The organism is Bacterioplanoides pacificum (assembly GCF_042648445.1).
Taxonomy (GTDB): domain Bacteria; phylum Pseudomonadota; class Gammaproteobacteria; order Pseudomonadales; family Oceanobacteraceae; genus Bacterioplanoides; species Bacterioplanoides pacificum.
In genome coordinates, this window is record NZ_JBHRYB010000003.1 from 107,108 (window position 1) to 129,882 (window position 22,775).

Sequence of the window (22,775 nt, forward strand, 5' to 3'; positions counted from 1 at the left end):
CCGGGTTACTTGCCGCACTATGTCTCATCCGGTAGTTTGACATCCTTAACAATAACAATGAGTACTCAGTGATGTTCGAAACCCTGGTGAAAATCGGTCTGCCGATCGCCCTGATTATGATTATGGCCGGTGTTGGCCTGAGCCTGACCATCAATGACTTCCGCCGGGTCTTCCGTCAGCCGCGCGGTTTTCTGGTCGGTGCGGTGGCTCAGATGGTGTTTCTGCCACTGGTTGCGGTCATCATTATTGCCGCTTTTGGCCTGCACGGTGAGCTGGCTATTGGCCTGTTTCTGCTGTCGCTGTGCCCCGGTGGCACGACCTCGAACCTGTATACTTATCTGGCCCGTGGCGATGTCGGTTTATCTGTGTCGCTGACCGCCGTGATTGGTTTTATCACACCCTTTACTATCCCGGTTCTGGGCGCCTGGGCCATCAGTTATTATTCTGACAACGACAAGGTATTCGAGCTGCCGCTGCTGAAAACCTGGCTGCAGCTGATTGTGATTACCGTGATCCCGGTAATTGCCGGTATGCTGATCCGCGCCCGCTGGCAGGCCTTTGCCAAGCGGGTGGAGCCAGCCATCAGCTGGTTCTCAATGGCCGTACTGGCCGCGGTCATCCTCAGTATTGCGGTCAATCTGGGGGAAAAACTGATTGATTTCACCATCGCCTCCGGCCCGGCAGCCTTAACGCTGAACCTGCTGACCATGCTGCTTGGTTATGGCCTGGGCAAATGGCTGCTACATAACGAAGCTCAGGCACGCACTATTTGTCTGGAAGTCGGGCTACAAAACGGCACCCTGACACTGCTGATCACCACCAGCATCCTGCAAAGTGCGGAGATGTCGATTGCGCCCAGCGTCTACAGCCTGATTATGTTTATCACCGCAACACTGTTCACCTTCCGCGCGGGCCGCAAACCGCAGCTGGCATAAGTGAATCTACAAAATTATCATTAACATCCTGCGCCACTCCCGACCAATTGGTCAGGGAGTGTCCGTTTCTGTGAGCACCCTCTCAGTAATTCTCCTGACACCCTGTTAAACGATAGTACCAGGTGTGCTAGCATCCGCGCCTCAGCCCAGGGAGAAATCTACTCATGAGAACCCGAATAATGACTCCGCTGGTCAGTGCCCTGTTAATGGGAACTGCTGGCCATGCGATCGCCGATGACAGCCTGAACGTCTACGGTTTCCTTAACGTTGGTGCTTATTACCTCGACGAAAACGATATCACCATCGAAAACTACGAATCCGGTGATGCTAACTTCTTTAACCGCGATACCATGATGGGCCTGCAGGTCAGCAAAACCATCAGTGACCGTACCAGTGCCACCATTCAGCTGACGGCTAAAGGTGAAGAAGACTTTGACGTACGCACCTCTCTGGCGTTTGTCAGCCACGCACTGAACGACAGCACCGACTTCCGTTTTGGTCGTCTGCGTATTCCGTTCTTCTATTATTCTGAGTTCCTGGATGTGGGTTACGCCTATAACTGGGTACGCCCAACCGGCGATGCTTACGGTATTCCGTTTGCCGACTACAACGGTGCCGACCTGACTCACCGCTTCAGCTTCGACAGCTTCGATGGTCAGGTACAGCTGAACTACGGTCGTCGTGACAAGCCTATTACTTTGTTCAACGAAGAATACGAAAGCGAACTGAATAACTTCGCGGGTATCACCCTGAACCTGTATATGGGTAACTTTGGTTTCCGCGCCGGTATGCAGCAAACCGAAATGACGCTGGAACTGGAGCAGGGCGGCAGCCGCCGGATTGATTTCGCCTATACCGCTGCTCAAGGTATTGCAGGGTTGATCAATGCCTCACAAAGCACCCGTGATACCTTCGACTTCGATGAAAAACGTGCCCGCTATTACAACCTGGCAACCACCTGGGATAACGGCGACTGGTCGTTTATCGCAGAAACCGCCATCATCGACTTCGAATCCGGTCTGTATGTGGATAACTTTGCCTGGTTAGCTTCTGCGGCCAAACGTTTTGGTGCGCTGACGCTGCACACCACCTATTCCACCTCCCGTGACCGCCTCGACGGCGGTGAAGTGGGTGAGATTCAGAAAACCATGAAACTGCGCGGCGAAGACGACAGTGTCACCCTGGGTATGCGTTACGACCTGGACGAAGCCACCGCACTGAAATTTGAAGCAACCCACCACGTTGAAGAGACCAACCAGGGTGAGCCAGGCGGCTCTGGTACTCTCTACCGCGCGGCATTACAACTGGTATTCTGAGGAGCCTGACACATGAAACTGATCAAAGCCCTCGGACTGGCCGCAGCTATGTCTCTGAGCATGGTAGCGCAGGCGGATATTGCCATTATCGTCAACCTGAAAAACCAGAACACCTACACAGGTATCGATACCGACCTGGTGTCACGGATTTATCTGGGCAAAGCCAACAAGTTTCCGGACGGCAGTTCTGCCGTACCCTATAACCTGGCAAAAGGTGATGATATTCGTGACCGCTTCACCCGCAGCGTCCTGAATAAAACCCCATCCCAGCTGCACTCTTACTGGTCACGTCAGATCTTTGCCGGTAAAAAGCAACCACCACGGGATGTCGCTGATGCGGCGGCGATGAAAAAAGCCATCGCTGAAGACTTAAACGGCATCGGTTATATCAACAGCCTGGATGTTGATACCAGTGTGGCGGTGCTACACACCATCAAAGACTGATAACCGTCGACAGCCGGAGGAAATTTGTCAGTATTTCTCCGGCTGCCGTTATTGGCTTACACTGCGTACCTCTCAAATCACTAACCGGTACTTTTACCCGAGATAGCAATAATGACCCGAGCATTACTACTGGCAGTTCTGCTTGTCAGCAGCCTGTTTACCGCCCGCCTGCAGGCTGACGAGTTAGTGCTGAACGGCAGCGCCACCTTTTCTCAACTGACCCGCGACTACTATATCGCCGGCCTGTATCTGTCACAGCCTTCGGACTCACCCGACACTATTCTCGCCAGTCAGGCCAACCAGGAAATGCGGTTACTGATCCGTGCCCGCTGGACACCGCGCAAATGGCGCAAGATGTGGCAGGCCAATATTTCCATCAACAATGCCACCCTGCCAAATAACCCGGCCAGCCGCGAAGCGCTGATGGCCTTTATCGATTTACCTGAAACCCCGTTACAGCAGGACGACATGGTCCGCATCCAGGTATCTGCCGGTGGCACCCGGGTGTATCTCAATAATGAACTGGCCATTCGTGCGCCATCACGCGACCTGTTTGGTTACCTGCTGAATACCTGGATCGGCAAATTACCGCCATCACGTGAATTCCGCAGCCAGATTCTCGGCCAGGGCAACGACCCGATCCTGGCCCAACAACTGAATACGCATCAGGTTCCGGCCGATCGCAAGCAGCTGATTTCCGGCTGGCAACAACAGAAACGAGAACGTTTACAGGCTGCCAAAGCAGCCCGCCTGGCCGAGCAACAACGACTGGAGCAGGAAGCGCAGGAACAACAACGGCAGGAACAACAGCGCCTGCAACAACAGCAAGAAGAGCAACGCAGTCAGCAACAGGCTGAACGCAAACAACGTCTGGCTGCCGAAAAACAACGCAAGGCGCAGCAACAGAAACTCAGCCGCCAGCAACTGGCAGAACAGAAGAAGCAGCAACAACAACGTGCCGCCCAGCAACGCGCGGCCAAACAACAGCAGCAACTGGCCGAACAACAGAACTATTACCAGCAGCTGTATGGCTGGCAGTTACAACAGGCACTGGAACAGGAAGTACGTTACCCACCCTGGGCACGCCAGTTCCAGCAACAGGGCTCCGTCAGCCAGACGGTCACCCTGAGCAGCGGTGGTGAAATCACCGCTATGCAGAGCGCCGCTGGCGTCGACGGTGAAACCGAACTGTTAAACGAAGAGCTGAAACGGGCCATACGTGCGGTCAGCAGCAAGGTGCAGCCGCCCAAAGGGCTGAAGAATGCGCCGTGGCAATATACGCTGAAATACCGCTTTTCTCTCAGCGACAGCCCACAACCGGCCAGCGCCCGGCCAGATATGCCAGCCAGCCTGGCGCAACAGGCAAAACAGGCCGCGGCGGTACGTAAACAACAGGCCAGCCAGATGACGGTTGAAATGTATCAGCAGCAGGTACGCGATAAAGTCGCTGCTGCCGTGGAATACCCGAAAGCGGCCGAGGTCCTGAAAAAACAAGGCCAGGTCAGTTATGTCCTGACCCTGGATGGCAACGGCAAAATCAGCACGCTGGAAAAACAAACCAGCAGCCGTCACCACGAACTGAATATTGCCCTGAAAAAAGCCATCGAACACAGTGCCCCCTTCGGTACCGTACCCGGCGGCCAGACAACCGAACTGACCATTAGTCACGATTTTAAATTGTGATTCCGGTATTGTGAGTACGGTTTAAACGATAAAAAAGCCCTGTGGCAGTTCTGGCCACAGGGCTTTTTATTATCTTCCGTGCCGGGTTTTATTCACTCACAGCCTTATAACCGGCTTTCAGTTTTTCGCCACAGGCTTTACGCGCATCACTGTCGGACATCGTCTTTTTGTACTCTTTTACACACTCTTCATAAACCGGTTTGGCATTGTCCTTAGCTGCGCTAATCAGCTTTTCTTTATTAGCACACGCCGCCAGCATCAACGCCGAAAATATTACAAATACTGCTTTCATGATTGATTCCTCTCAGTAAAGCGTACAGTGTAACCGGCCATCAGACCGTTCACAGAGGTAAATAAAAAAAGTTAACCGGATTTTACATCTCGGCCATTCAGCGGCCAGTGAGTCTTGCTGATCCGGGCAGCGGCTGGCTGCGCAGTTTTACCAGGGAAGTGGCTCTGCCAGTTCGGCCCAACGGTTGTTCTGATCGAGCTCGGCGAAGGCATCCCCCAGCGCTTCACACTGGGCCAGGGCTGTATCCCAGCGCTGACGCCGCTCGGGGTATTTATAGAGATAAAAATCTTCCAGATCAGGAATCCGGCCACCGGGCAAGCTGGCGGCAAACTCCCAGCTCGGTGCCACAATAATGGTGCGTTTGTAGTGCTCACGGGAGGAGGTACGCCAGCGCAATTTTTTATCAAACCAACCACCTTTGGGTGCTTGCGCGAAATAGTGCGGATACAGAACAAAGCCCTGTTCCGGGTATACCGGCAGGTCAAACTGATAGTCCGTCACACCACCATCACGATAAGTACCGGCTGGCGCACCGGGAATATTTTTAACCCCGGCAATCACCAGTGGAATGGCTCCGGTTGCCAGCAGAGCGGGCTGAATATTGTGTTCATTCAGAGCCACATGGGCCGCTGGCAGATGGGGGAAATGATCAATCGGCGGTCTATCCGGATGATGAAAAAAGGTGCGCTGAATCAGTGGTCGCATGGCCGCACGGGAAATTAAATTGGCCGCCATAGCACCCGCCAGCCCCAGGGTTTGCAGTTGTTTCTGATCGCTGGCAGCTAATCCGCGACAACGTGTCACCAGAGTGTGGTAACGCACAGTCGGGTTATTAATGATTTGTTGCGCACCGTCTTTTCCCAACACCACATTAAGAATATGCACACAACCATCAGCCACTTCCCGGGCGGTGGGTTTATCGGAATAATTCTGTTCGATATAAGCTTGCTGAAAGCGCGCATGCGCTGCCAGCGGATCATTCTGGGCGTAACAGGCCATACGCCAGGCACCGGCTGAAGTCCCCAAAACATGCAACGGCTGTTGTCGTCCGGCAAACCACTGAGTTAATAAATACCGGTCGATGGCCGCCAGAGATAACCATTTAGGGCCACCGGACGCCGCCAATAACATTTCGATATCACTGGCCTGCAGCCCGTGCTGGCGGATATGCGCCAGTGCTTCTTCACCGGCAAAAATTTTCAGCGGAAAAGCTTTGTTCACCAGCGACTCCTTAGCAACACCTGTGCAGATTTAAACGACGCCACAGTGTAAAAAAATACGCGCTGAAGAAAAGGGGGATATGTGCCGCGAACAACTCACAGATTCACCGCCTGCAGACTCAGCAGGTAGGTCTCCAGTTCGGGCAGGCTCCAGATCTGCTGCGCGCCATACCATAAGGCCGCCAGCAACGCCATCTGATTACGGGCATAACGCCACTGTGACGAACGCCATTGCCCGACACCAAAATAATGGTCGAGTAACTGTTGCTGGTGATATTCACTCAGGTGTACATCCTGACAGAGCGCCGCCAGATCCCACAACGGATGTGCCAGCCCGGCGTATTCCCAGTCGAGCAGCTGCAGTCCGTGTGCGGTGCGTATCCAGTTTCCCAGAGTCGGATCCAGATGACAGACACAAGGCTGCGAATCCGGCAGTGGCTCAAACTGCTGCAATAACTGCTCAGCCAGGGTTAACAGCCCGGCAGGGGCTGATTGTTGTGCCGCGATAGTTTGCAGATAACGTCCGCCTTTTTGCGTTAACGAAATTAACGGCAGGTCGCCACTAACGGGCAACTGATGCAAACGCCGCAAGGCCTGCACCATCTGGATCAGCGTATCCTGATTAAGCGTTTCCGGAGTCAGCAATTCACCGGCGATATAACGCCGGATCCAATATTTGTGTTTGCCCTGGCTGCGAAAAATAATTTCCGGAACCAGTCCGGCCGCCGCGGCCTGCTGATGAATCTGATATTCGCGTTCGCGATTAATATCCAGCTCACCACTGTTACCAGCCTCCAGCCGTAACACATAATCACCGCTGCTGAGATGCAGCATAAAACTCTGATTAGTCAGTCCACCGGGCAATAATTCAATTTGCCCGGGCTGCGGTTTTTGTGACGTTAAATTCCACTGTGGCCAGTCATCCAGCAGTTGCAACATTCAGGCGCCCTGCCATTGTGCAGATTGATTTTGCTGCGCGTTGTAATCACGCCGCCAGGTAAACCAGCCAACCACCGCCAGCACCAGATACAGGGCCATTAATAACGCCACCAGGTACAAACCGCGGTCGATATACAACACGATTGCGCAGGAATTAAACACCTGCCAGTACAACCAGTTTTCCAGTACTTTGCGGGTTACCATCCAGGTGGTAACCACTGCTCCCCAGGTGGTAAACGAATCCAGATACGGCAATGCCGCGCTGGTATTTTGTGCCAGCAAATAACCACTGATCAACGTCAGCGTCAGAATACTAACCGCCGCCAGACTGTGTTGCTTTATGCCCCAGCGCTGAATCGGTAAATCCTGGCTGGCCTGCTGGTTACCATGCTTCCACGACCACCAGCCATAAACGGCAATCAGCAAATAATAAATATTCAGTGCTGACTCCATCACCAGGCTGACGTTCCAGAATAACCAGCTGAGGATGGCGGTGCTGGCAAAACCGGCATACCAGCACCAGTTGCTTTGCCGGATCGCCAGAATCAGATAGGCCAGCCCCAATGCGGTAGCCAGAACTTCCCAGCCACTCATCGCCGCAGCGGCACGCCAGAGTATATCGACCAGTTCAGCCATGGGGTTTTAACGCCGGATCGAGATTGGTGCCGATAAATTTACAGACAAAAATCGCTTTACCAAATTGTTCAAATGAGCGTTTTATTTCTGCATTCAGAGTATTCATGACTAAATCGTAATCACCAAACACCTGTGTGCTCATGGTGTTGCACACCACCGACAAGCCATCCGTTGCCTGCAGCCGTTCAATAAAATCTTTGATCGCCGGAATATAATCATCGGCTAATGGGTATTTGCTGATTTCTACTGAAAGTTCCATTACCTTCTCCTACCAATTCAGAAAGGAAGCGGTTTCGTGTATTGCTGACGCAACCGTCTGCCGCAGGGATGCGGCAGTCGAGCCTGCATGGATGCATTTACGGCGTGTTGCGGTGCAATATACGGAACCAGATTCCCGTTTAATCAGAACGAATATTGACCTTCGATGCCAAACAAACGCGGTTCGCCATACTGAACGTAACCGAACGACACATAACCGTCACGCGGATCATTACTAAAACCAAAACCGCGCACTTCATAGTCACGATTCGTCAGATTACGACCGTACAGCGCCAGGCTGTATTCTGGCTGCTCATACGCAATACGCGCATGCCATAACACATACGCTTCTGATTTAAGGTTGTGGCTATCTGAGAAATAGAACTCGTCCTTTGCTTCGCTTTCGATACGGAACGATACACTGTCCGTTACAGCCAGGTTTAGTGCGGTTGCAGCACTGTATTGTGGTGCATGTGCTTGCTGACGCCCTTGCTGCTCATAAGTACCATAAGACTCAGACTCGTAGGTGTATTTACCCAGTTCGGTAATTAAATACCCATAGCTTAACTGCCAGTTGATACGCTGTGAGATATTCCAGTCAGACTCCAGCTCAAAGCCATAATTTTCACTGTTATCCGTGTTGCCAACATAGTCACTAAAGGACGGAGCATTGTTGTCGTCCTGAACAAACGAGTTTTTTGTTTGCTGATTTTTGCGGTCGACATAAAACGCGGCGATACGCGTAATCAGCGTATCGCGCAATAGTGAAGACTTCAGACCCAATTCAATGGTGTTGTTAAATTCGGTGTCAAATGTTCGGTTGACGGTTTCGAGATCTGGGTCGGTATTAATACCACCCGCTTTATAGCCGCGAGCTAAAGAGCCGTATGCCAGGTGTTCATGACTCACCATATACTCAAGAGTAACCTTCCCACCTTTCAGTGTCTCTTCCTTATCTTCGCTGCCAATACGATTATCCTGATAGTCGGATTTCCATCGTTCGACTCGCAGACCATACGTAAGTTGGAGATGATCAGATAAGGCTGTGGAGAGTTCACCGTAGACAGACAAGGATTGAGATTCTAACTCACTGATAATGCGTTTATCGGCTCGATTTTCACCGGTATCGGTTTTAATCACACTGCGAGCCAGATCTTCCTCACGGGTAAAACCATAAATACCCACAACCCAATCGGTAGTATCAGAAAAAATCCGGCCGTTGACACCCGACAATAATCGCAGATCGATACTGTTGCGTTGATAATCGCGCAGATAATTATCACTCTGGCTATAACCCCAGGCACCATCCTGTGTTGCCAGGCAAGGTCCGGCTGCGGTAATACAATTTCCGGTATTAGGGTCGTAACTGCCGTAGGCCCAATCATCATCATAACTATATTCAACATCCGCTTTACTGGTCGCCAGTAACGCCTCAAACGACACACTGTCGTTCAGCTTCGAATTTAAGTCGAGCGCAAACGAATGACTTTCCTGGGCATCCACACCCGGGTTATCCGAATACGTGGTGCGGTTATTATCCAGCGAGAACGCATCGTAGCCGTTATCAATATCGGTATAAAAATAAGTAAACGTCAGATCAGTAGCGTCCGATAACTGTGCCGCTAATTTACCGCGTGCCACCACTTCATCAATATTGTTGGTATTTTCCCGGTCGAGGAAATCATTTTCCATATAACCATCGGACTTAAAACTGGAAACCGCCAGACGACCCTGAACGGTCTCCGTTAACCCACCAGATATGGCCGCACTCTGACCATGAGTGCCATAATTACCGGCTTTCGCAGCAACAAAACCCTCGCTTTCTCTGGTCGGTGCTTTGCTCTGAATATTAATCATGCCGGCCAGGGCATTGGCACCAAAACGAGTACCTTGAGGGCCGCGCAGAATTTCCACCTGGTCGATATCCAGCAGCGTCGCGGCACCACCCAGGCCGGTCATATCAATGCCATCAATCATTAAACCCACCGACGGATTAACCGGATCGATAAACTGGCTGCGTTCGCCAATACCACGAATCTGGAAATAGCGCCCGCGCGAGCTGCCGGAAGAGAAATTCACATTCGGTGCCAGACTTAAAATCTGTTCCAGGTGTTCGGCACTGCGTTGTTCAATCTGATCATTGCCCACCACAGTGACGGACTCAGGAATCGTTTGTACATCGCTCTGGCGGAAATCAGCACTGACGCTGACAACATCCAGCGTTACGCTCTCCGTCCCGGACTCGGCTAATGTCTGGCTATTGGCAACCGCCGACAAAGAAATCGCCATCGCCAGCGGCGATACCACAAAAAGAGAAGAAAATTTATTGAGCATCAGGTCTTCCTGTTTATAAAAACGAGAGACCCGGTAATGTGCGAGCGTGGAGAAAAGCTGATTCGGCTTCCTTGGCAGCCGCATGATACACAGCCACCTGCACCTCCCCATTCCTACGCCGGTATTAACCGGATCAGGTTCAAGGGGTTTGCCGTTTTGCATTAACAAAACATCAGACATCTCAGGCTGTTATGCAATCGTGAAGATTGCGCCAGCCACCCCCTGGGACACAGGCATCATACTGTGAAACCGGCGCCGACAACAGCCGACTTTGGCCGCGTTATCAGCCTTCGGTAAAGGCGGTCAGCATGCGCTGATACAAAGGCTGAAACAGGTAGTTCAGTAACGAACGTTCTCCGGTGCGGATCATCACCTGTACCGGCATGCCGGGACGGAATGCAAACGACGGATTATCAGCCAGCTGTAACTGTGGTTTATCCACCCCGTGTTCTGTCTGGCGCGGATCTGCCTGGTATTGTTCCGCCTGGTGCTGCTCCAGACGGTGTTGTTCGATGCGCTCCAGGCTCTCCGGCAGGATACGGATCGTCAGCGGATAATAGTCCAGCCCGGTACGCTGGTCGGTCATACTGTCGGCCGCCACCAGTGCCACTTCACCAAATAACCGCGGCGTGGTGCTTTGTTCGAAGGCGCTGAATACCAGCTCCACCTGCAGTCCCGGGCGAACGTTATCCACCCGGTCCGGACGCAGCTGTGCCTGCACTTCCAGCTCGCCCTGCGATGGCACCAACTCCATCAGCGGGCTGCCGGGCGCAATCACACCCCCTTCGGTAAACACCTGCACATCCACCACCACGCCGGCCACCGGGGCACGGATATCGGTGTTCTGCAGTTCAAACTGCGCAGTCTGTAAACGTCCGAACACGTCATCAAGCAGCTGGCGGGTATTTGCCAGCTGCTCGTTCAGATCACGACGGTATTCCATCTGCCGCTGGGCCCGGCGTAAACCCAGCTCCAGTACCTGGCTCTGTAGCTGACCAATGTTGCCGATATCTTCTGAAATGGCGCCATCCAGCTGGGCATAAAAGCGTTCCGCTTCAAGCAGCTGATAACGCGCCACGCTGCCCTGTTCAGCCAGCTGGCGTAATCCGTTCAGCTGTTGCTGCAGATTCTGGCGCTGCGCTTCCTTGCTCTGTAACGAACTCTTTAAACCGGCCAGCGAAGCATTTAACCCCTGGGCACTTTGTTCCAGCGCCGATAGCTCGGTTGTCAGCGTTTGCTCACGGCGCTGCATCAGCTGCTGCTGCAATGCCAGCGCGTCCGCCATCAGCTGCGGATCGGTAAACTCATCGGTTTTAGGCGTCAGTTGCGGGTCTCCGGCCAGCTCCGCCATCAGTCGTGCTTCCTCCGCCCGCAAGCCAAGATAGCGACTGCGTAACGACTGAAACCGCGAGCGCGGTTCCAGCGGGTTGAGCTGCACTAACAACTGACCCTGCTGCACCTGATCGCCGTTGCTGACCAGAATTTTATTCACCAGGCCACCGGTCGGGTGTTGCACCGCTTTACGGTTGCCCGATACCACCAGCTGACCGGCAGCCATCACACCTTTATCCAGTGGCGCCAACGCCGACCACAACAACAAGACAATCAGGCAGCTCCACATCAGCCATACACCCAGGCGGTAGGCCGGGCCTTCGTCACTGTGCAGCGCCGGAGTATCACGCTGTTCGCGGGCGCTCCATAACTGGCGCACATCGGCCAGCTCACCGGCCTTGCGAATACGGGTTTGCGGGGTCATCAGGATTCTCCATGGCCCGAGGAATAACTCAGGCTGATTGACGGCATCAGGGTATCCGTTAACGTACTGCTGTGGCCAGCCATTGGTGCAGCAGTGCTGGCGGTGTGTGGTGCAGCGGCGCCGGATGTAGATGGCGGTGCGATGGCATCCAGCACTTTCTGTGGACTACCAAACGCCTGCACCCTGCCCTGTTCCAGTACCATTAACTTATCCACACCGTCCAGCAAGCGTGCTTTATGCGACACCATGATCAGCGTGCGCCCGGCCTGACGGATACGCTGCAGGGTCTGCAATAACGCCATTTCTCCGGCCTGATCGAGGCTGGCATCCGGCTCGTCGAGGACAATAATACGCGGCAGGCGGAACAACGCCCGGGCCAGCGCCAGACGCTGCTTCTGACCACCGGATAGTCCCTGTCCCTGATCCCCCAGCCAGGTATCGTAGCCCTGCGGCAGTTGCTGAATCAGCTCATGCACACCGGCCATTCTGGCGGCACTGACAATATCTTCATCGCGACTATCGTAAGGCGCACTGAAACGGGCAATATTGTCGGCCACCGTACCACTGAACAGCTGTACATCCTGAGGCAAATAACCGATGTAACGCCCCAGTTGCTGCTGATCCCAGTGGCGGATATCCGCGCCGTCGATACGCAACACGCCATCATCGGTGGTTAACGCCCCGGACAATAACCGCGCCAGGGTGGATTTGCCGCTGCCGGAAGCCCCTAATACGCCCAGGCTTTCGCCACTGTTCAGGGCAAAATTCAGCTGTTTCAGCAAGGCTGTACGACTGCCCGGTAACAACACAGTGGCGCCCTGGGCCAGCAGTTCGCCACTGGGTTCCGGCAAAGCCAGACGCTGCTCTTCAGCCGGATAATGCTGTAACAGGCGTTCCAGGCGCACATACGCCTGACGGGCACTGCTGTATTGCTTCCATACCGCAATTAACAAATCGATGGGGGCCAGCACCCGCCCCATCAGAATAGAAGCGGCGATCATCATGCCGGCGCTGATCTGTTGCTGCAGCACCAGCCAGGCCCCCAGGCCCAGCACCAGAGACTGCAACGCCAGCCGTAACGCCCGGGAAGCGGCGGATATCTGGCCACTGCGTTCACTGGCAAAATTCTGCCAGGCAAGAAACTGAGTATGCTGGCTCAGCCAGCGGTTAGTCAGATCCGGTAACATGCCCATGGCCGCGACCACGTCGGCATTACGTAACTGACTACCGGCCTGCTGGTTGGCCTGTAACGACAGCTGACTGGCCTGATCCAGCGCCGGCTCGGCTATTTTATGATTCAGCCAGGCGAGTGCGATCAGGCATACAGCGCCCAATAGCGCCAGGCCACCCAATAACGGATGAAACAAAAACATCACCAGCAGATACAGCGGAAACCAGGGGGCATCAAAAAAGGCGAACAAGGCATTACCGGTGGCAAACTGACGTAACTGGGTTAAATCGTTTAATGCCTGCTCGGCATTCTGCTGCCGGCGGCTGAGGCGGGCCTGATATACAGCGTTAAACAGAGTGCGGTTCAGTGTCAGATCAAGACGGGTACCCAGGCGTATTACCACCACGCTGCGCAGCCATTCCAGCACGCCCATAAAAGCAAACAGCACCAACACCATCAGGGTCAGCATCAGCAGCGTCATTTCATTGCCGGACGCCAGCACCCGGTCGTAGACCTGCAACATATACACAGCCGGAGCCAGCATCAGCAGGTTGATAACAGCACTGAACAGTGCCAGATGGCCAAGGCGCTGGCGGAACACCGGCCAGATCAGGCTTTTTAGTCGGGATTCGTTGTTCTGTCCGGAAGTAAAAACTTTCATAACGCGATGAGCACACTCAGACACAAGAATAAAATCATAAAAACAAAACCGCCCGGAGTGAGGCCGGGCGGTTCAGGCACTGCTTAACAGCGGGCTATTTTAAGCGCTAATAATGCTCACATCATTAACATCTGTCACACCATTAACAGTAATAGTGCCGCCGGTAGTACTGATAGTCAGGTTACCGTTGCTGACTGACGATCCGGTCTGATCCACGCCGGCCAGACGAATCACATCACCGCTGTGATAATCCGTGATGGTATCATTGCCAAAGCTGCCGGCACCGTTTAACAGTCCGAATTCAAAGGTGTCGTTACCGGCACCACCGCTTAAGGTGTCATTTTGTGAGTAACCATGCAGCAGGTCATCACCCGCGCCGCCGCTGACATCCAGCTGCTGAGCGTCGAGGACGTCGATCAGATGTTGTACGCCCTGATTACCGTCCACGGCGTTGTTGGGTTTCATTAAGCCGTACAACACTTTGTGCACCACACCGTCACGGCCGGCAGCCTGATCGGCGGATAAATTCAGCCCCGAAATGGTAAACTCTTCGCTGTTCAGCGTCCGGTCGGATACACCGCTCAGGCCATGACCCAGGCTGAGGCTGTCGAGCTGGCCATACAGGGTATGTGCCGGAGCAGAAAACAGCGTATATTCCAGCGCCCCTTCAGCAACAAAACCACGTTTACTGGTATCACCGGCATTAAATACCGAACCTTCACCCTGAGCATATTGGCTGCCACTGGTCGCCATCGGATTCCAGCTGTTAAAACCACCCCAGCCGGATGCACTGAAATTAGCCTGATAATCGGCCAGATAGGCTGATAAACCTTCGCCGGAGTTTACCTTGATCGCAATTGTCATGTTCGATTCCTGTTGTCGTCAGATATTGAATTAAGCGCTGTCCTGATGAGCCATCCATGGCGGACGGAGACGCTGCTCCAGATACACAGATAAGAATATTTCTCATCTTTATATCTAACGACCGGAGCGCGGAATCGAGTAAAAAATTATTCGTTATTTTTTACCAGGCGATACATAGTCATCGCCGTGGCACCCGCATCAGCGTGGCCAATAAAATGCGCCACTGACACTTGCTGATCGGACGGACGAAAAATACGGCCAAAACCAGGAAAAACAGCCGTGTTGATTCTCGGCTGAATGCAGCGGTATTCGACAATACTGAGTAATTCTTTTTCGTTCGCCAGCCGCCAGCCCGGAAAATCCGATAACAACTGTTCCAGAATAATCGATGCATCATGAGTTGCCGGCGTTAATCTTCCTTGCTGACGTGGCACAAAGTTCAGCGGCTCCCCCTCACAACGCCCGGCATTAAACTGTTGGCCAAGCAAACAACGTTGCCATACCAGGTTAGTGCTGATGTGTAATACCGTAGCCGGGTCAGCCTGCACAATAAAGTGTTCAGCCGGGGTCGATTCGGGCAAGGCCTCCGTACATAACTGCTGTCGTTCTTCCGCACCCAGCAGCGGTAATGGCAACAAGGATAAAAAAATGATTATCAGCTGTTTATTGCTCATATTATTGCCCTCCGCGGACCAGCCGCAAACTGCCATAATGACGACTTTTCCAGGATTGTTCCGCACCATTAAAAGACACAGTTAACAGGCCATGACTGCCAGCAACAATGACATCCTGACCGTGAGAATCACTCTGGCCATTGCCTTTTGGTGCCAGACTGAAATCGGATGTCAGATAACGCTGCTGAGTATGGGGAAAATAATCGGTGTCGATTTCTGCCGCTTGCTGTTGCAGAATTTTTAATGAATAAAGCTCGACAAAACGCGGTAACCGCCAGTCACTGAAGCCACATAATTTCAGCGCATTAATATCCTGCACATATTGCTGGCTGGTACAGATTTTCTGAGAATTACCACAATGATCACCGCCACTGTTAATACCACGGTCGGCATAACCGGCAAAAATTCCGTCACTGCCACCCAGTGGCCCGTTTAATGGCCCATCACTGCCATCAGCATCAACAAACTGCTGGTCATAATAACTGTAAATCCAGCGTTTATCGGTTAACTGCCGCTGCTGTGGCTGGACGTGGTCGGTTTTTACTTCCCATACCAGGCCGGTCACATTATCGCGCACACAAGACCAGGGTTGTGCTGCGTCTGCGACTTCCTCACCCAAATGGTTTAATCGGGTAAAGCTGAAACCGGCATAACCATCGCTGTTATCATTATGAGTGGCGTCTCTGCCGGCACCACAATCCTGATGCTGCGGATGACAATAGGATACGGCACTGTCCGGAGTTAACCGGCCGCTATCATTAACCGCAGACTGAAACGCAATACTCTGATTGCGTATCAGCACTTCAACCTGAGGTGATCGTAATATTTGTTGATCCGCCGTCCTGGCGGTTAATAAAAAATAATAATACCGGCCATTCTCCAGCCCATCCAGCTGATGCTGATTTCCCGTTACCGCCATCGCCTGGCCATCGGCCAATGCTGCAATATTATTCAGATCATTTAATGCTGTTATCGATTCACGCGCGCGATACAAAGTAAATTGTTGCGCAGCCACCGGCGCTGTCCAGTTCAGCGTCACGGAAGAAGTGTTTGCCCGGGCCGATAAACTCAGCTGGCGCGGCTGCGCCACCAGTCCGGACGGGTCAAAATTATCCGTCTGATTGTCCGATTGCAGCGGACAGCCCTGTAATATCAGTACCGATAAAAATAAAGCCGCTGATTTAATTTTCATCATTTTTTACCCAGCGAACGCTATAGCCGTAAAAGCGGTTGTCATAATCCGGATACCATTGCCGGATTTGTGTCAGCGTGGCGGCAGAAAAAACCGCCAGCGGCGAGGTGTCCGGATAGCCGACAAAAGCCGGTGTCAGATAAGAGCGGCTTTCTGTGGCCTGAGTAATAAAAACCCGCCGCTGTGCCACCAGGGTATTACTCAACTCTGTCCATACCACGGGCAACCCGGTTGCGGCAGATGAAGTTTCAGTAACCGTCTGCAGAGGAAAAACGCCCGCCGGGCGATCGGCTCCGGCGACATACTGTAATGTATCGTTCAGGCTGTAATAGCCGCCACAACGACGGTCACTGATAGACTGCAGCTCCCGGCGACTGGGCAGGCGCCAGCCATCCGCCTGCTGATATTGCTGCTGTGCTAATTGCATCAGCTGTTGCCAGCCAGATACCGCCGTCACCTCACCGTCACAGCGGTCGTCGAGGTAATTGTCGTTACCCTGGTTATTTAAACTCTGGCCGTGATAACAACGCTGCCAGCGCAAACCGCTGTCGCGATCCAGCACAGTGCCATCGGCAAAAAACTGATAACGCCGGCTGACCTCTGCTTCAGCTTCCGCTGTGCACAGCAGCGTTAATAGATTCTGATCTGCCCGGGCGTAAAGCGGCCACAGCAATAAAAAAAACAATAATAAAAATTTATTCATTGATAGTCCTGACCAGCATCAGTTGATAACCAGCAGCCGACACCGGGCTGCGATCGCTGGGAGGCTGATCGCCATACAGCGCAGCCGTTAAAACCCGTCCACGTTGCTGTGGATGATGACGGATATTGAGCGCTGCCACCGCCTGACTGACAACCGCAACAGCGTGTTCTTCAGGCACCTGTTGTGGCCAGTCAAACACCACAGAATGACTGATAAAGGTGCCGTTAAACGGGAAAAACTGTGGTGGCGGTGCGTCCAGATAAGCGACCGATTGTAAACTGGTTAACTGCTCAATCTGCGGCACCTGCCAGTCGTTAAAACCACATAACCCGCGCTGATTAACATCCAGGGCATATTGTTCACTGGTGCAGACAAAATGATGATTGGCACAATTCTGCGAGCCGATATAAACGGTATAAATTTCATCAGAGTCACCCGGTTGCCAGTCATGTTCGCTGGTCGGAGTATCCGGAATACCGGATAAAATAAAATCGTTACCCGATAATATCAGCGGGTGATAACTTTCATCCCAATCAAAATAACGGGAATTCAGCACAGTAAATTCTGAATGAATGCTGTGATACTGATCAAACGGAATATCCTGCTTGGCTTCCCAGATCAGGCCACTGTGATTATCGCGCACACAGGCCCAGTGATCGACATCCGCTGCCAATACCTTGCCATCATTATCCAGCTTCTGAAAACGGCTGCTATCCGCGGCATTATCGGACGCAGTATGACAATCCAATAAATGTGAGTAAGGCCCTTCACACTCAGCGCTGTATTCACCCTGTTGATTAATCGAGCCCTGGCTGCCGCTGTGGGTCAGCGGCCGGCGCCGATCATCATCGTCAGCGATAATTCCGTCGGCTGCGCCGTTAATAATCATCACGATATCCGGCTCCGTATGTGTCAGCCGTAAGGTCAGATTTTTACTGATATCCGGGCGCTCGTCGGCAATCAGATCAACCGCTATCCAGCCCTGATTGCGGCCCTGCTCAATCAACAGCTCAGGCCGTTGTGGCATAACAAAATCCCGCCCGGCCAGTGCCAGGCCGTTTTCCAGCTGATAATAAATGGTTAAATCCTGCGTTGCCGGACGATTCAGTGTGACGGCAAATAATAACTGTTGTGGCCGCTCAGGGTCGCCTTCTGCCGCCCGGGCTGCTGCCAGTGTTATTGCCAGTGGCTGCTCATGATCCGGCGGCGAACTGCCTGGCTGACTGAGCCGGTCATTAAGCTGTTGCTCTTCTTCAGTCAGGTCAACCTCGGCAAAACAACCGGTTAATAACGCGGCGGCGGCAAACAAGAAGCAATAGCCGGATAATTTTTTCAGGATTAATTGCACAAAAATAAACATGTCAGAAATTTGCCGTCACTGTGAATAACAAAGTCCGGCCCGGACCAATATGAGAGGAGCTGAGAGTCAGCGGTGTGGCGTATAACCGGTCGCCGGCATTTTCCAGGCTGAGACGAAACAGAAAATCGTTGTTAATACGATAACTGCTGTACAGATCAACAACCTGAGAAGCGTTAAATTGCAGTTCGCTCTGTGGTCCGCCGGCCAGTTTATTAGCCGAAAAATAACGTAGCCGCACACCGGCAACCCAGCGCTGCTGCAACCAACGCATGCCCACATCCAGCGTGGTTTTATGGGCCGGTGGCTGAACCAGAATAACGCTGTCTTCGGTATTCAGCTGGGTGAGCAGAAATTCACGGAAATGATCACTGCCGCCGTTCGGTAACGGATCGTATTGTGGCTGATAATCCAGCTCGGTATAGGTGTAATTCAGTTTGCTGTAAAAACGCCCGGTATCGTATTCACTGTTCAGCTCGACTCCCTGAAACGTCAGTGGTTGCTGAAGGTTTACAAACCCGGTCGAGCCACGATAACTGATGGTTTCGCCGGGAATCGAAAAACCACCAAACGCCGGGAAATACACCCCGGCATTGATCATATAATTTTTTACCCGGTTGTTATAAAACGCCAGTTTGCTTTTAAATACATCACCACTGAGCCAGATATTTTCCTGTAACAGATTAAAACCAACTTCAGTATTGCTGTTTAATTCCGCTTTTAATTCCGGATTCGGCGATACCGGTGGTCCGGAGTTCCCCACATGCTGGCCGTACATCAGCGTTTCGGTAATGGCAGGCGGCCGCCAGCCGCGTGCATATCCGGCAAATAACTGCCCGCCGGGAAACAACTCGTAACCCAGCGACAGAGTTGGTAATAATTTCCCCTGATCACGGTCGATGATATACGCCCGCCACAGCCGCTGACTGTTATCGTCAGGATCAATACCTAAATCAAAATGTGTTTTGCCCTGCAGCCGATAGTGGTCGTAACGCACACCGGCACGCAGCTGCAAACCCTGCTGAGATTCCAGCTGCCATTCGCTGAACAGACTGGCAATAGCACGTTCGCCCTGCGGTGTAGGCCCGGAAAAACTGCTGCTGTAATCCGCAGCATCGGTAAAATTCAGCTGTTGCGCCTGAGGGTCACTGCGATCAATAAAATATTCAGCGCCGTAAAACCAGCTCATTAAATAGTGCCCGAAGGAAAAATCGTTATTTGTTTCCAGCATCCCACCATAGGTTTCGATCTGATAACTCAGATCAAAACGGGCATCAACACTGCCGGGATATGTCACCTGATCGCTGCGCGTCAGGGTACGGCTTAAGCTGCTGTTCAGTTGTGGCGAGGCGTATTCAGCAATCAGGTTCTGACTGTGAACCGTGCTGCTGTTTTGTTGCTGACGCGCCGTCGGCGAAGCGGAATAGGCATTAAATTCACTGACGTTCAGCGCCAGATAACGGGCGGCATCCAGATGAAAACGGCTTTTTAATAAGCGCGCATCCTGATCCTGCTGAGTATATTGGGTGGCAACATCACGTACCGCCTGATCACTGTCGGCGTCACCGGTAAAACTGCCGTTATGACCACCGTCATAATCATCCAGATTTTTTTCGCTGTAAGCCGCCAACATATCAAACTGACCGCGACGATAAGCCAGCGCCGCGCTGCCGGATAAACGATAACCGTTAGCCGCAGGCGGCACGCCCCGGGTTAAACTCAGCCGCGCCCCCAGTGTTTCATCCACGTCTAACAGATCGTCGGCATTAATGGTGGAAAAATTCACCACACCGCCCACCACACCCGCGCCACTGGCACGCGAACTCGGGCCTTTTTTAATATCCACCTGACGAATCAGCGCCGCATCAACGTAGGCCTGACCGTTCGCGCCATGACCACTTTGCTGATAATTCTGACGTGCGCCATCCAGCGTCATATTGACCCGGCCAAAATCCTGCATGCCACGGATATTGACCGACAGCCCCGGATTGCTGCGGTCTTCAGCCACAAACACACCGCTGACTTCAGAAAATAAATCAGCGGTATGCAACGGTGGCATTTTCTCCAGCTGCTGTTTGCTGATCACGGCATCACTGTTCGGGCTGTTATAAACCCAGTCACCGGGCGCGTAACCGCGCACCACCACCTTTGACAGCTGCAGCTGCAGCTGCTGGGCTTGGGTGTCGGTGTCGGTGTCGGTGTCGGTGTTGCGCGTCAGCACTATGGTCCGCGGCCGGGAGTGGTCACGGATGTCATAACTGACCGGTGCCGCCGCCAATAACCGCCGCAGCCCTTCGGCCAGCCGGTAATCGCCCTGTATCGCGCGACTGTACAGCCCCGCGAATGCTTCGCTGTCGAACACCAGACTGCTGTTGCTTTGCACGGCAAACTCAAGCAAGGCATCGGCCAGGGGCTGGCGTTCGATAGCAAACGAAAAGAACTCCTGCTGCTGCGATACGCTTGGTGCCTGCGCGGCAACGGCCGTTAACGGCCACCACAGCAGCAGGCTCAGCCACAGAGCTTTAGTCATGATCACGCACTAAGCGCACCAGGCCCTGAACCGCTGCCGGCGCACCGGCACCAGCCGGGCCGGTTTTTGCCTTACGGCTTGCCAGACCGCGCTGGAACTGAGTTTCGGTGAAGTACCATTCCGTCAGATTAGCGTTGCCATCCAGCGCCGGGGTAGAGCTCCAGGTATGTGTTGCATAAGCAACATAAGGCGGGAACACCAGGGCATTCTGAGCCGGCGTGCAGGCGTGTTCGGTAATGCTCTGCAACTCGCGGATATTCGGCAGGCGCCAGCCATCACCTTTGTTTTCTGCGACCGTCAGCGCTTCATCCCAGCTGGCAGAGCCATCAACAATCATCTGACCAAAGTTAACCGTGCCATCACACAGGTCATCACTGTAATCTGTGGTGGTTCCGGCATCGTTAAATACCGAACCTTCCGGACAACGCTGCCAGGTCAGTCCGGTGGCTTTATGACGCACCAGCGCCGGGTTGCCGTCGATATTAAATTCAAAATCCGCAGCCGGCGTAGTGGCGCCCAGATTAGGCTCGCAGCTGATCGCCGGCGTGGTTGCACTCTGGCTGACGTTGCGGGTTAATTCAGCGCCACTTGCCAGCGTTGCTTTGCCACCACGCACCAGTCGTGTGCCAATTTGTGGCGCATTGTCAGCCGCTGGATCGTAATCTTTTGCCTGCAAAGCAAACAGCCCGGTTTGCGCATTCAGATACAAGGTGGCAGCTGTGCTGGCACCACCACGGCTGGGTGTGTCCGTCCAGGCCGAAATATTATGGGGGAAATAATCACCATTCACCGCCGGTACCCCACTGGCATAATTCAGCAGCGACTCCAGCTCATTCACGCGCGGCACACGCCAGTCGTTAAAGCCACATAAGGCTTGCTGATTAACGTCGGCGGCAAACTGCTCGGTGGTACAGATTTTGTCGGCGTTACCACAGTTATCAGAACCCTGATCAGCGCCGTTGTCTGCTATGCCGGCGGCAATATCATTCGGGGTTTCGGTTTCGGCAAAACGCTGCTGATAAGACAGGTAAGTATGCTCTTTGGCACGCAACCCGGTACCACTTTTTACTTCCCACACCAGGCCGGTAACGTTATCGCGTACGCAATGCCAGCTGCCTGCATCGGCCGCCAGGTCTTTGCCTTCAGCATCCAGTTTGGTGAAGTTAAATCCTGCCGCGCCGTTGGCGTTATCGTTAAATGCCTGCTGACTGTCCAGACCATGGCGGCAATCCTGCTGCGCCACCACGTTATCACTGGTGTCGCTACAGTGATCGTCTTTAGTGTCGGTTTTATTGGCCGCAAAGGTCACACCACTATCGTTCAGCCCCTGATCATCATTGATGATGGTGGCGGTCGCACGACTGCGCAGTAAGCTGGCATCGCCGCGCAGGTTGGATAACACCAGGCTGAACTGCTCATCCAACTCATAACGGTAGTCAGCTACCAGGCCAACCCGCAGCTGTTGCTGCTGCTCACCGGCGGCAAACAGCAGCTGATTATTGGCCAGTGGCTGGTAGTCTTCACCGGCCACCGCGGTGCCTGCATTCAGTGCCAGATCTATACGGATATCACTGCTGGCGGGTTTATCCAGCGTCAGGGTAAATATGGCTTCGCTGTTGCCGCCACTGCCTTCCGGCACCTCAATATCGGCGATGGACAATTGTGGTGCACGGCTGTTGTTGCTGTCATCGTCACTGCCACAACCACTGAGTGTGGCGGCCAGCACCAGAGCCAGTGCAGTTTGTTGAAATAACGGCGGATGTCCCGCGGTTGCTGAAGTCATATCCCCTCCTGATGATCAGATGTGCGC

General features: G+C 53.2%; 19 protein-coding genes and 1 riboswitch. Of the genes, 4 read left to right on the forward strand and 15 right to left on the reverse strand.

Annotation, left to right across the window (positions count from 1 at the left end):
- The first annotated feature begins 71 nt into the window (after positions 1-71).
- The 4 genes from ACFOMG_RS03840 to ACFOMG_RS03855 all read left to right on the forward strand — a co-directional run bounded on the left by ACFOMG_RS03840 (position 72) and on the right by ACFOMG_RS03855 (position 4,378).
- Positions 72-935 (forward strand): bile acid:sodium symporter family protein, encoded by an 864-nt coding sequence (locus ACFOMG_RS03840; RefSeq protein ID WP_376865081.1) that lies wholly within the window; start codon positions 72-74, stop codon positions 933-935.
- Between the two features lie 164 nt (positions 936-1,099).
- Positions 1,100-2,251: a porin gene (locus ACFOMG_RS03845; RefSeq protein WP_376864898.1), complete on the forward strand. Its 1,152-nt coding sequence runs from the start codon at positions 1,100-1,102 to the stop codon at positions 2,249-2,251.
- A 12-nt stretch (positions 2,252-2,263) separates the two neighbouring features.
- A complete protein-coding gene (locus ACFOMG_RS03850; RefSeq protein ID WP_376864899.1) occupies positions 2,264-2,695 on the forward strand; it encodes a phosphate ABC transporter substrate-binding protein in 432 nt (143 codons plus the stop codon).
- Positions 2,696-2,806: 111 nt separating this feature from the next.
- Entirely contained in the window at positions 2,807-4,378 is a 1,572-nt protein-coding gene (locus tag ACFOMG_RS03855; RefSeq protein WP_376864900.1) for a chalcone isomerase family protein, read from the forward strand.
- Between the two features lie 88 nt (positions 4,379-4,466).
- Here ACFOMG_RS03855 and ACFOMG_RS03860 read toward each other — a convergent pair whose 3' ends face one another.
- From ACFOMG_RS03860 to ACFOMG_RS03930, 15 genes are all read right to left on the reverse strand, one after another.
- Positions 4,467-4,670: a hypothetical protein gene (locus tag ACFOMG_RS03860; protein WP_376864901.1), complete on the reverse strand. Its 204-nt coding sequence runs from the start codon at positions 4,668-4,670 to the stop codon at positions 4,467-4,469.
- A gap of 147 nt (positions 4,671-4,817) precedes the next feature.
- Positions 4,818-5,891: a patatin-like phospholipase family protein gene (locus tag ACFOMG_RS03865; protein ID WP_376864902.1), complete on the reverse strand. Its 1,074-nt coding sequence runs from the start codon at positions 5,889-5,891 to the stop codon at positions 4,818-4,820.
- Between the two features lie 95 nt (positions 5,892-5,986).
- Complete coding sequence (locus tag ACFOMG_RS03870; RefSeq protein ID WP_376864903.1) at positions 5,987-6,829, reverse strand: phosphotransferase; 843 nt, start codon at positions 6,827-6,829, stop codon at positions 5,987-5,989.
- The gene (gene pnuC, locus ACFOMG_RS03875; RefSeq protein WP_376864904.1) at positions 6,830-7,465 is read right to left on the reverse strand and encodes a nicotinamide riboside transporter PnuC; all 636 of its coding nucleotides are present in this window, start codon (positions 7,463-7,465) and stop codon (positions 6,830-6,832) included.
- Positions 7,458-7,724, reverse strand: coding sequence for a YkoF family thiamine/hydroxymethylpyrimidine-binding protein (locus tag ACFOMG_RS03880; protein WP_376864905.1), 267 nt, complete (start codon positions 7,722-7,724; stop codon positions 7,458-7,460). Before ACFOMG_RS03880 ends, pnuC begins: the two co-directional genes overlap by 8 nt.
- 143 nt (positions 7,725-7,867) lie before the next feature.
- Positions 7,868-10,057 carry a TonB-dependent receptor gene (locus tag ACFOMG_RS03885; protein WP_376864906.1) on the reverse strand — a complete coding sequence of 730 codons (2,190 nt, stop codon included), beginning with the start codon at positions 10,055-10,057 and terminating at the stop codon, positions 7,868-7,870.
- A 93-nt stretch (positions 10,058-10,150) separates the two neighbouring features.
- Positions 10,151-10,290, reverse strand: a riboswitch (TPP riboswitch).
- Positions 10,291-10,340: 50 nt separating this feature from the next.
- Positions 10,341-11,813 (reverse strand): HlyD family type I secretion periplasmic adaptor subunit, encoded by a 1,473-nt coding sequence (locus tag ACFOMG_RS03890; RefSeq protein WP_376864907.1) that lies wholly within the window; start codon positions 11,811-11,813, stop codon positions 10,341-10,343.
- On the reverse strand, positions 11,813-13,645 hold the full coding sequence (locus ACFOMG_RS03895; protein ID WP_376864908.1) for a type I secretion system permease/ATPase: 1,833 nt from the start codon (positions 13,643-13,645) through the stop codon (positions 11,813-11,815). The genes ACFOMG_RS03890 and ACFOMG_RS03895 overlap by 1 nt, the downstream gene beginning before the upstream one ends.
- A gap of 99 nt (positions 13,646-13,744) precedes the next feature.
- Positions 13,745-14,509 (reverse strand): heme acquisition protein HasA, encoded by a 765-nt coding sequence (locus tag ACFOMG_RS03900; RefSeq protein WP_376864909.1) that lies wholly within the window; start codon positions 14,507-14,509, stop codon positions 13,745-13,747.
- Positions 14,510-14,655: 146 nt separating this feature from the next.
- Positions 14,656-15,183, reverse strand: a complete 528-nt coding sequence (locus ACFOMG_RS03905; protein WP_376864910.1) for an Lcl C-terminal domain-containing protein — start codon at positions 15,181-15,183, stop codon at positions 14,656-14,658.
- 1 nt (position 15,184) lies between these two features.
- A complete protein-coding gene (locus tag ACFOMG_RS03910; protein ID WP_376864911.1) occupies positions 15,185-16,378 on the reverse strand; it encodes an Lcl C-terminal domain-containing protein in 1,194 nt (397 codons plus the stop codon).
- Positions 16,365-17,078: an Lcl domain-containing protein gene (locus tag ACFOMG_RS03915; RefSeq protein ID WP_376864912.1), complete on the reverse strand. Its 714-nt coding sequence runs from the start codon at positions 17,076-17,078 to the stop codon at positions 16,365-16,367. Before ACFOMG_RS03915 ends, ACFOMG_RS03910 begins: the two co-directional genes overlap by 14 nt.
- Complete coding sequence (locus ACFOMG_RS03920; protein WP_376864913.1) at positions 17,071-18,438, reverse strand: hypothetical protein; 1,368 nt, start codon at positions 18,436-18,438, stop codon at positions 17,071-17,073. Before ACFOMG_RS03920 ends, ACFOMG_RS03915 begins: the two co-directional genes overlap by 8 nt.
- 1 nt (position 18,439) lies before the next feature.
- Complete coding sequence (locus ACFOMG_RS03925; RefSeq protein ID WP_376864914.1) at positions 18,440-20,965, reverse strand: TonB-dependent receptor; 2,526 nt, start codon at positions 20,963-20,965, stop codon at positions 18,440-18,442.
- Entirely contained in the window at positions 20,958-22,748 is a 1,791-nt protein-coding gene (locus ACFOMG_RS03930; protein WP_376864915.1) for an Lcl domain-containing protein, read from the reverse strand. Before ACFOMG_RS03930 ends, ACFOMG_RS03925 begins: the two co-directional genes overlap by 8 nt.
- Positions 22,749-22,775 lie beyond the last annotated feature (27 nt).

Bases quoted from the DNA above. Each gene is read 5' to 3' on its own strand.
- ACFOMG_RS03910 (WP_376864911.1), bottom strand. From the start codon at position 16,378: ATGATGAAAATTAAATCAGCGGCTTTATTTTTATCGGTACTGATATTA.
- ACFOMG_RS03860 (WP_376864901.1), bottom strand. From the start codon at position 4,670: ATGAAAGCAGTATTTGTAATATTTTCGGCGTTGATGCTGGCGGCGTGT.
- ACFOMG_RS03930 (WP_376864915.1), bottom strand. From the start codon at position 22,748: ATGACTTCAGCAACCGCGGGACATCCGCCGTTATTTCAACAAACTGCA.
- ACFOMG_RS03890 (WP_376864907.1), bottom strand. From the start codon at position 11,813: ATGACCCCGCAAACCCGTATTCGCAAGGCCGGTGAGCTGGCCGATGTG.
- ACFOMG_RS03925 (WP_376864914.1), bottom strand. From the start codon at position 20,965: ATGACTAAAGCTCTGTGGCTGAGCCTGCTGCTGTGGTGGCCGTTAACG.
- ACFOMG_RS03845 (WP_376864898.1), top strand. From the start codon at position 1,100: ATGAGAACCCGAATAATGACTCCGCTGGTCAGTGCCCTGTTAATGGGA.
- ACFOMG_RS03920 (WP_376864913.1), bottom strand. From the start codon at position 18,438: ATGTTTATTTTTGTGCAATTAATCCTGAAAAAATTATCCGGCTATTGC.
- ACFOMG_RS03900 (WP_376864909.1), bottom strand. From the start codon at position 14,509: ATGACAATTGCGATCAAGGTAAACTCCGGCGAAGGTTTATCAGCCTAT.
- ACFOMG_RS03915 (WP_376864912.1), bottom strand. From the start codon at position 17,078: ATGAATAAATTTTTATTATTGTTTTTTTTATTGCTGTGGCCGCTTTAC.
- ACFOMG_RS03840 (WP_376865081.1), top strand. From the start codon at position 72: ATGTTCGAAACCCTGGTGAAAATCGGTCTGCCGATCGCCCTGATTATG.
- pnuC (WP_376864904.1), bottom strand. From the start codon at position 7,465: ATGGCTGAACTGGTCGATATACTCTGGCGTGCCGCTGCGGCGATGAGT.
- ACFOMG_RS03880 (WP_376864905.1), bottom strand. From the start codon at position 7,724: ATGGAACTTTCAGTAGAAATCAGCAAATACCCATTAGCCGATGATTAT.
- ACFOMG_RS03895 (WP_376864908.1), bottom strand. From the start codon at position 13,645: ATGAAAGTTTTTACTTCCGGACAGAACAACGAATCCCGACTAAAAAGC.
- ACFOMG_RS03850 (WP_376864899.1), top strand. From the start codon at position 2,264: ATGAAACTGATCAAAGCCCTCGGACTGGCCGCAGCTATGTCTCTGAGC.
- ACFOMG_RS03905 (WP_376864910.1), bottom strand. From the start codon at position 15,183: ATGAGCAATAAACAGCTGATAATCATTTTTTTATCCTTGTTGCCATTA.
- ACFOMG_RS03855 (WP_376864900.1), top strand. From the start codon at position 2,807: ATGACCCGAGCATTACTACTGGCAGTTCTGCTTGTCAGCAGCCTGTTT.
- ACFOMG_RS03870 (WP_376864903.1), bottom strand. From the start codon at position 6,829: ATGTTGCAACTGCTGGATGACTGGCCACAGTGGAATTTAACGTCACAA.
- ACFOMG_RS03885 (WP_376864906.1), bottom strand. From the start codon at position 10,057: ATGCTCAATAAATTTTCTTCTCTTTTTGTGGTATCGCCGCTGGCGATG.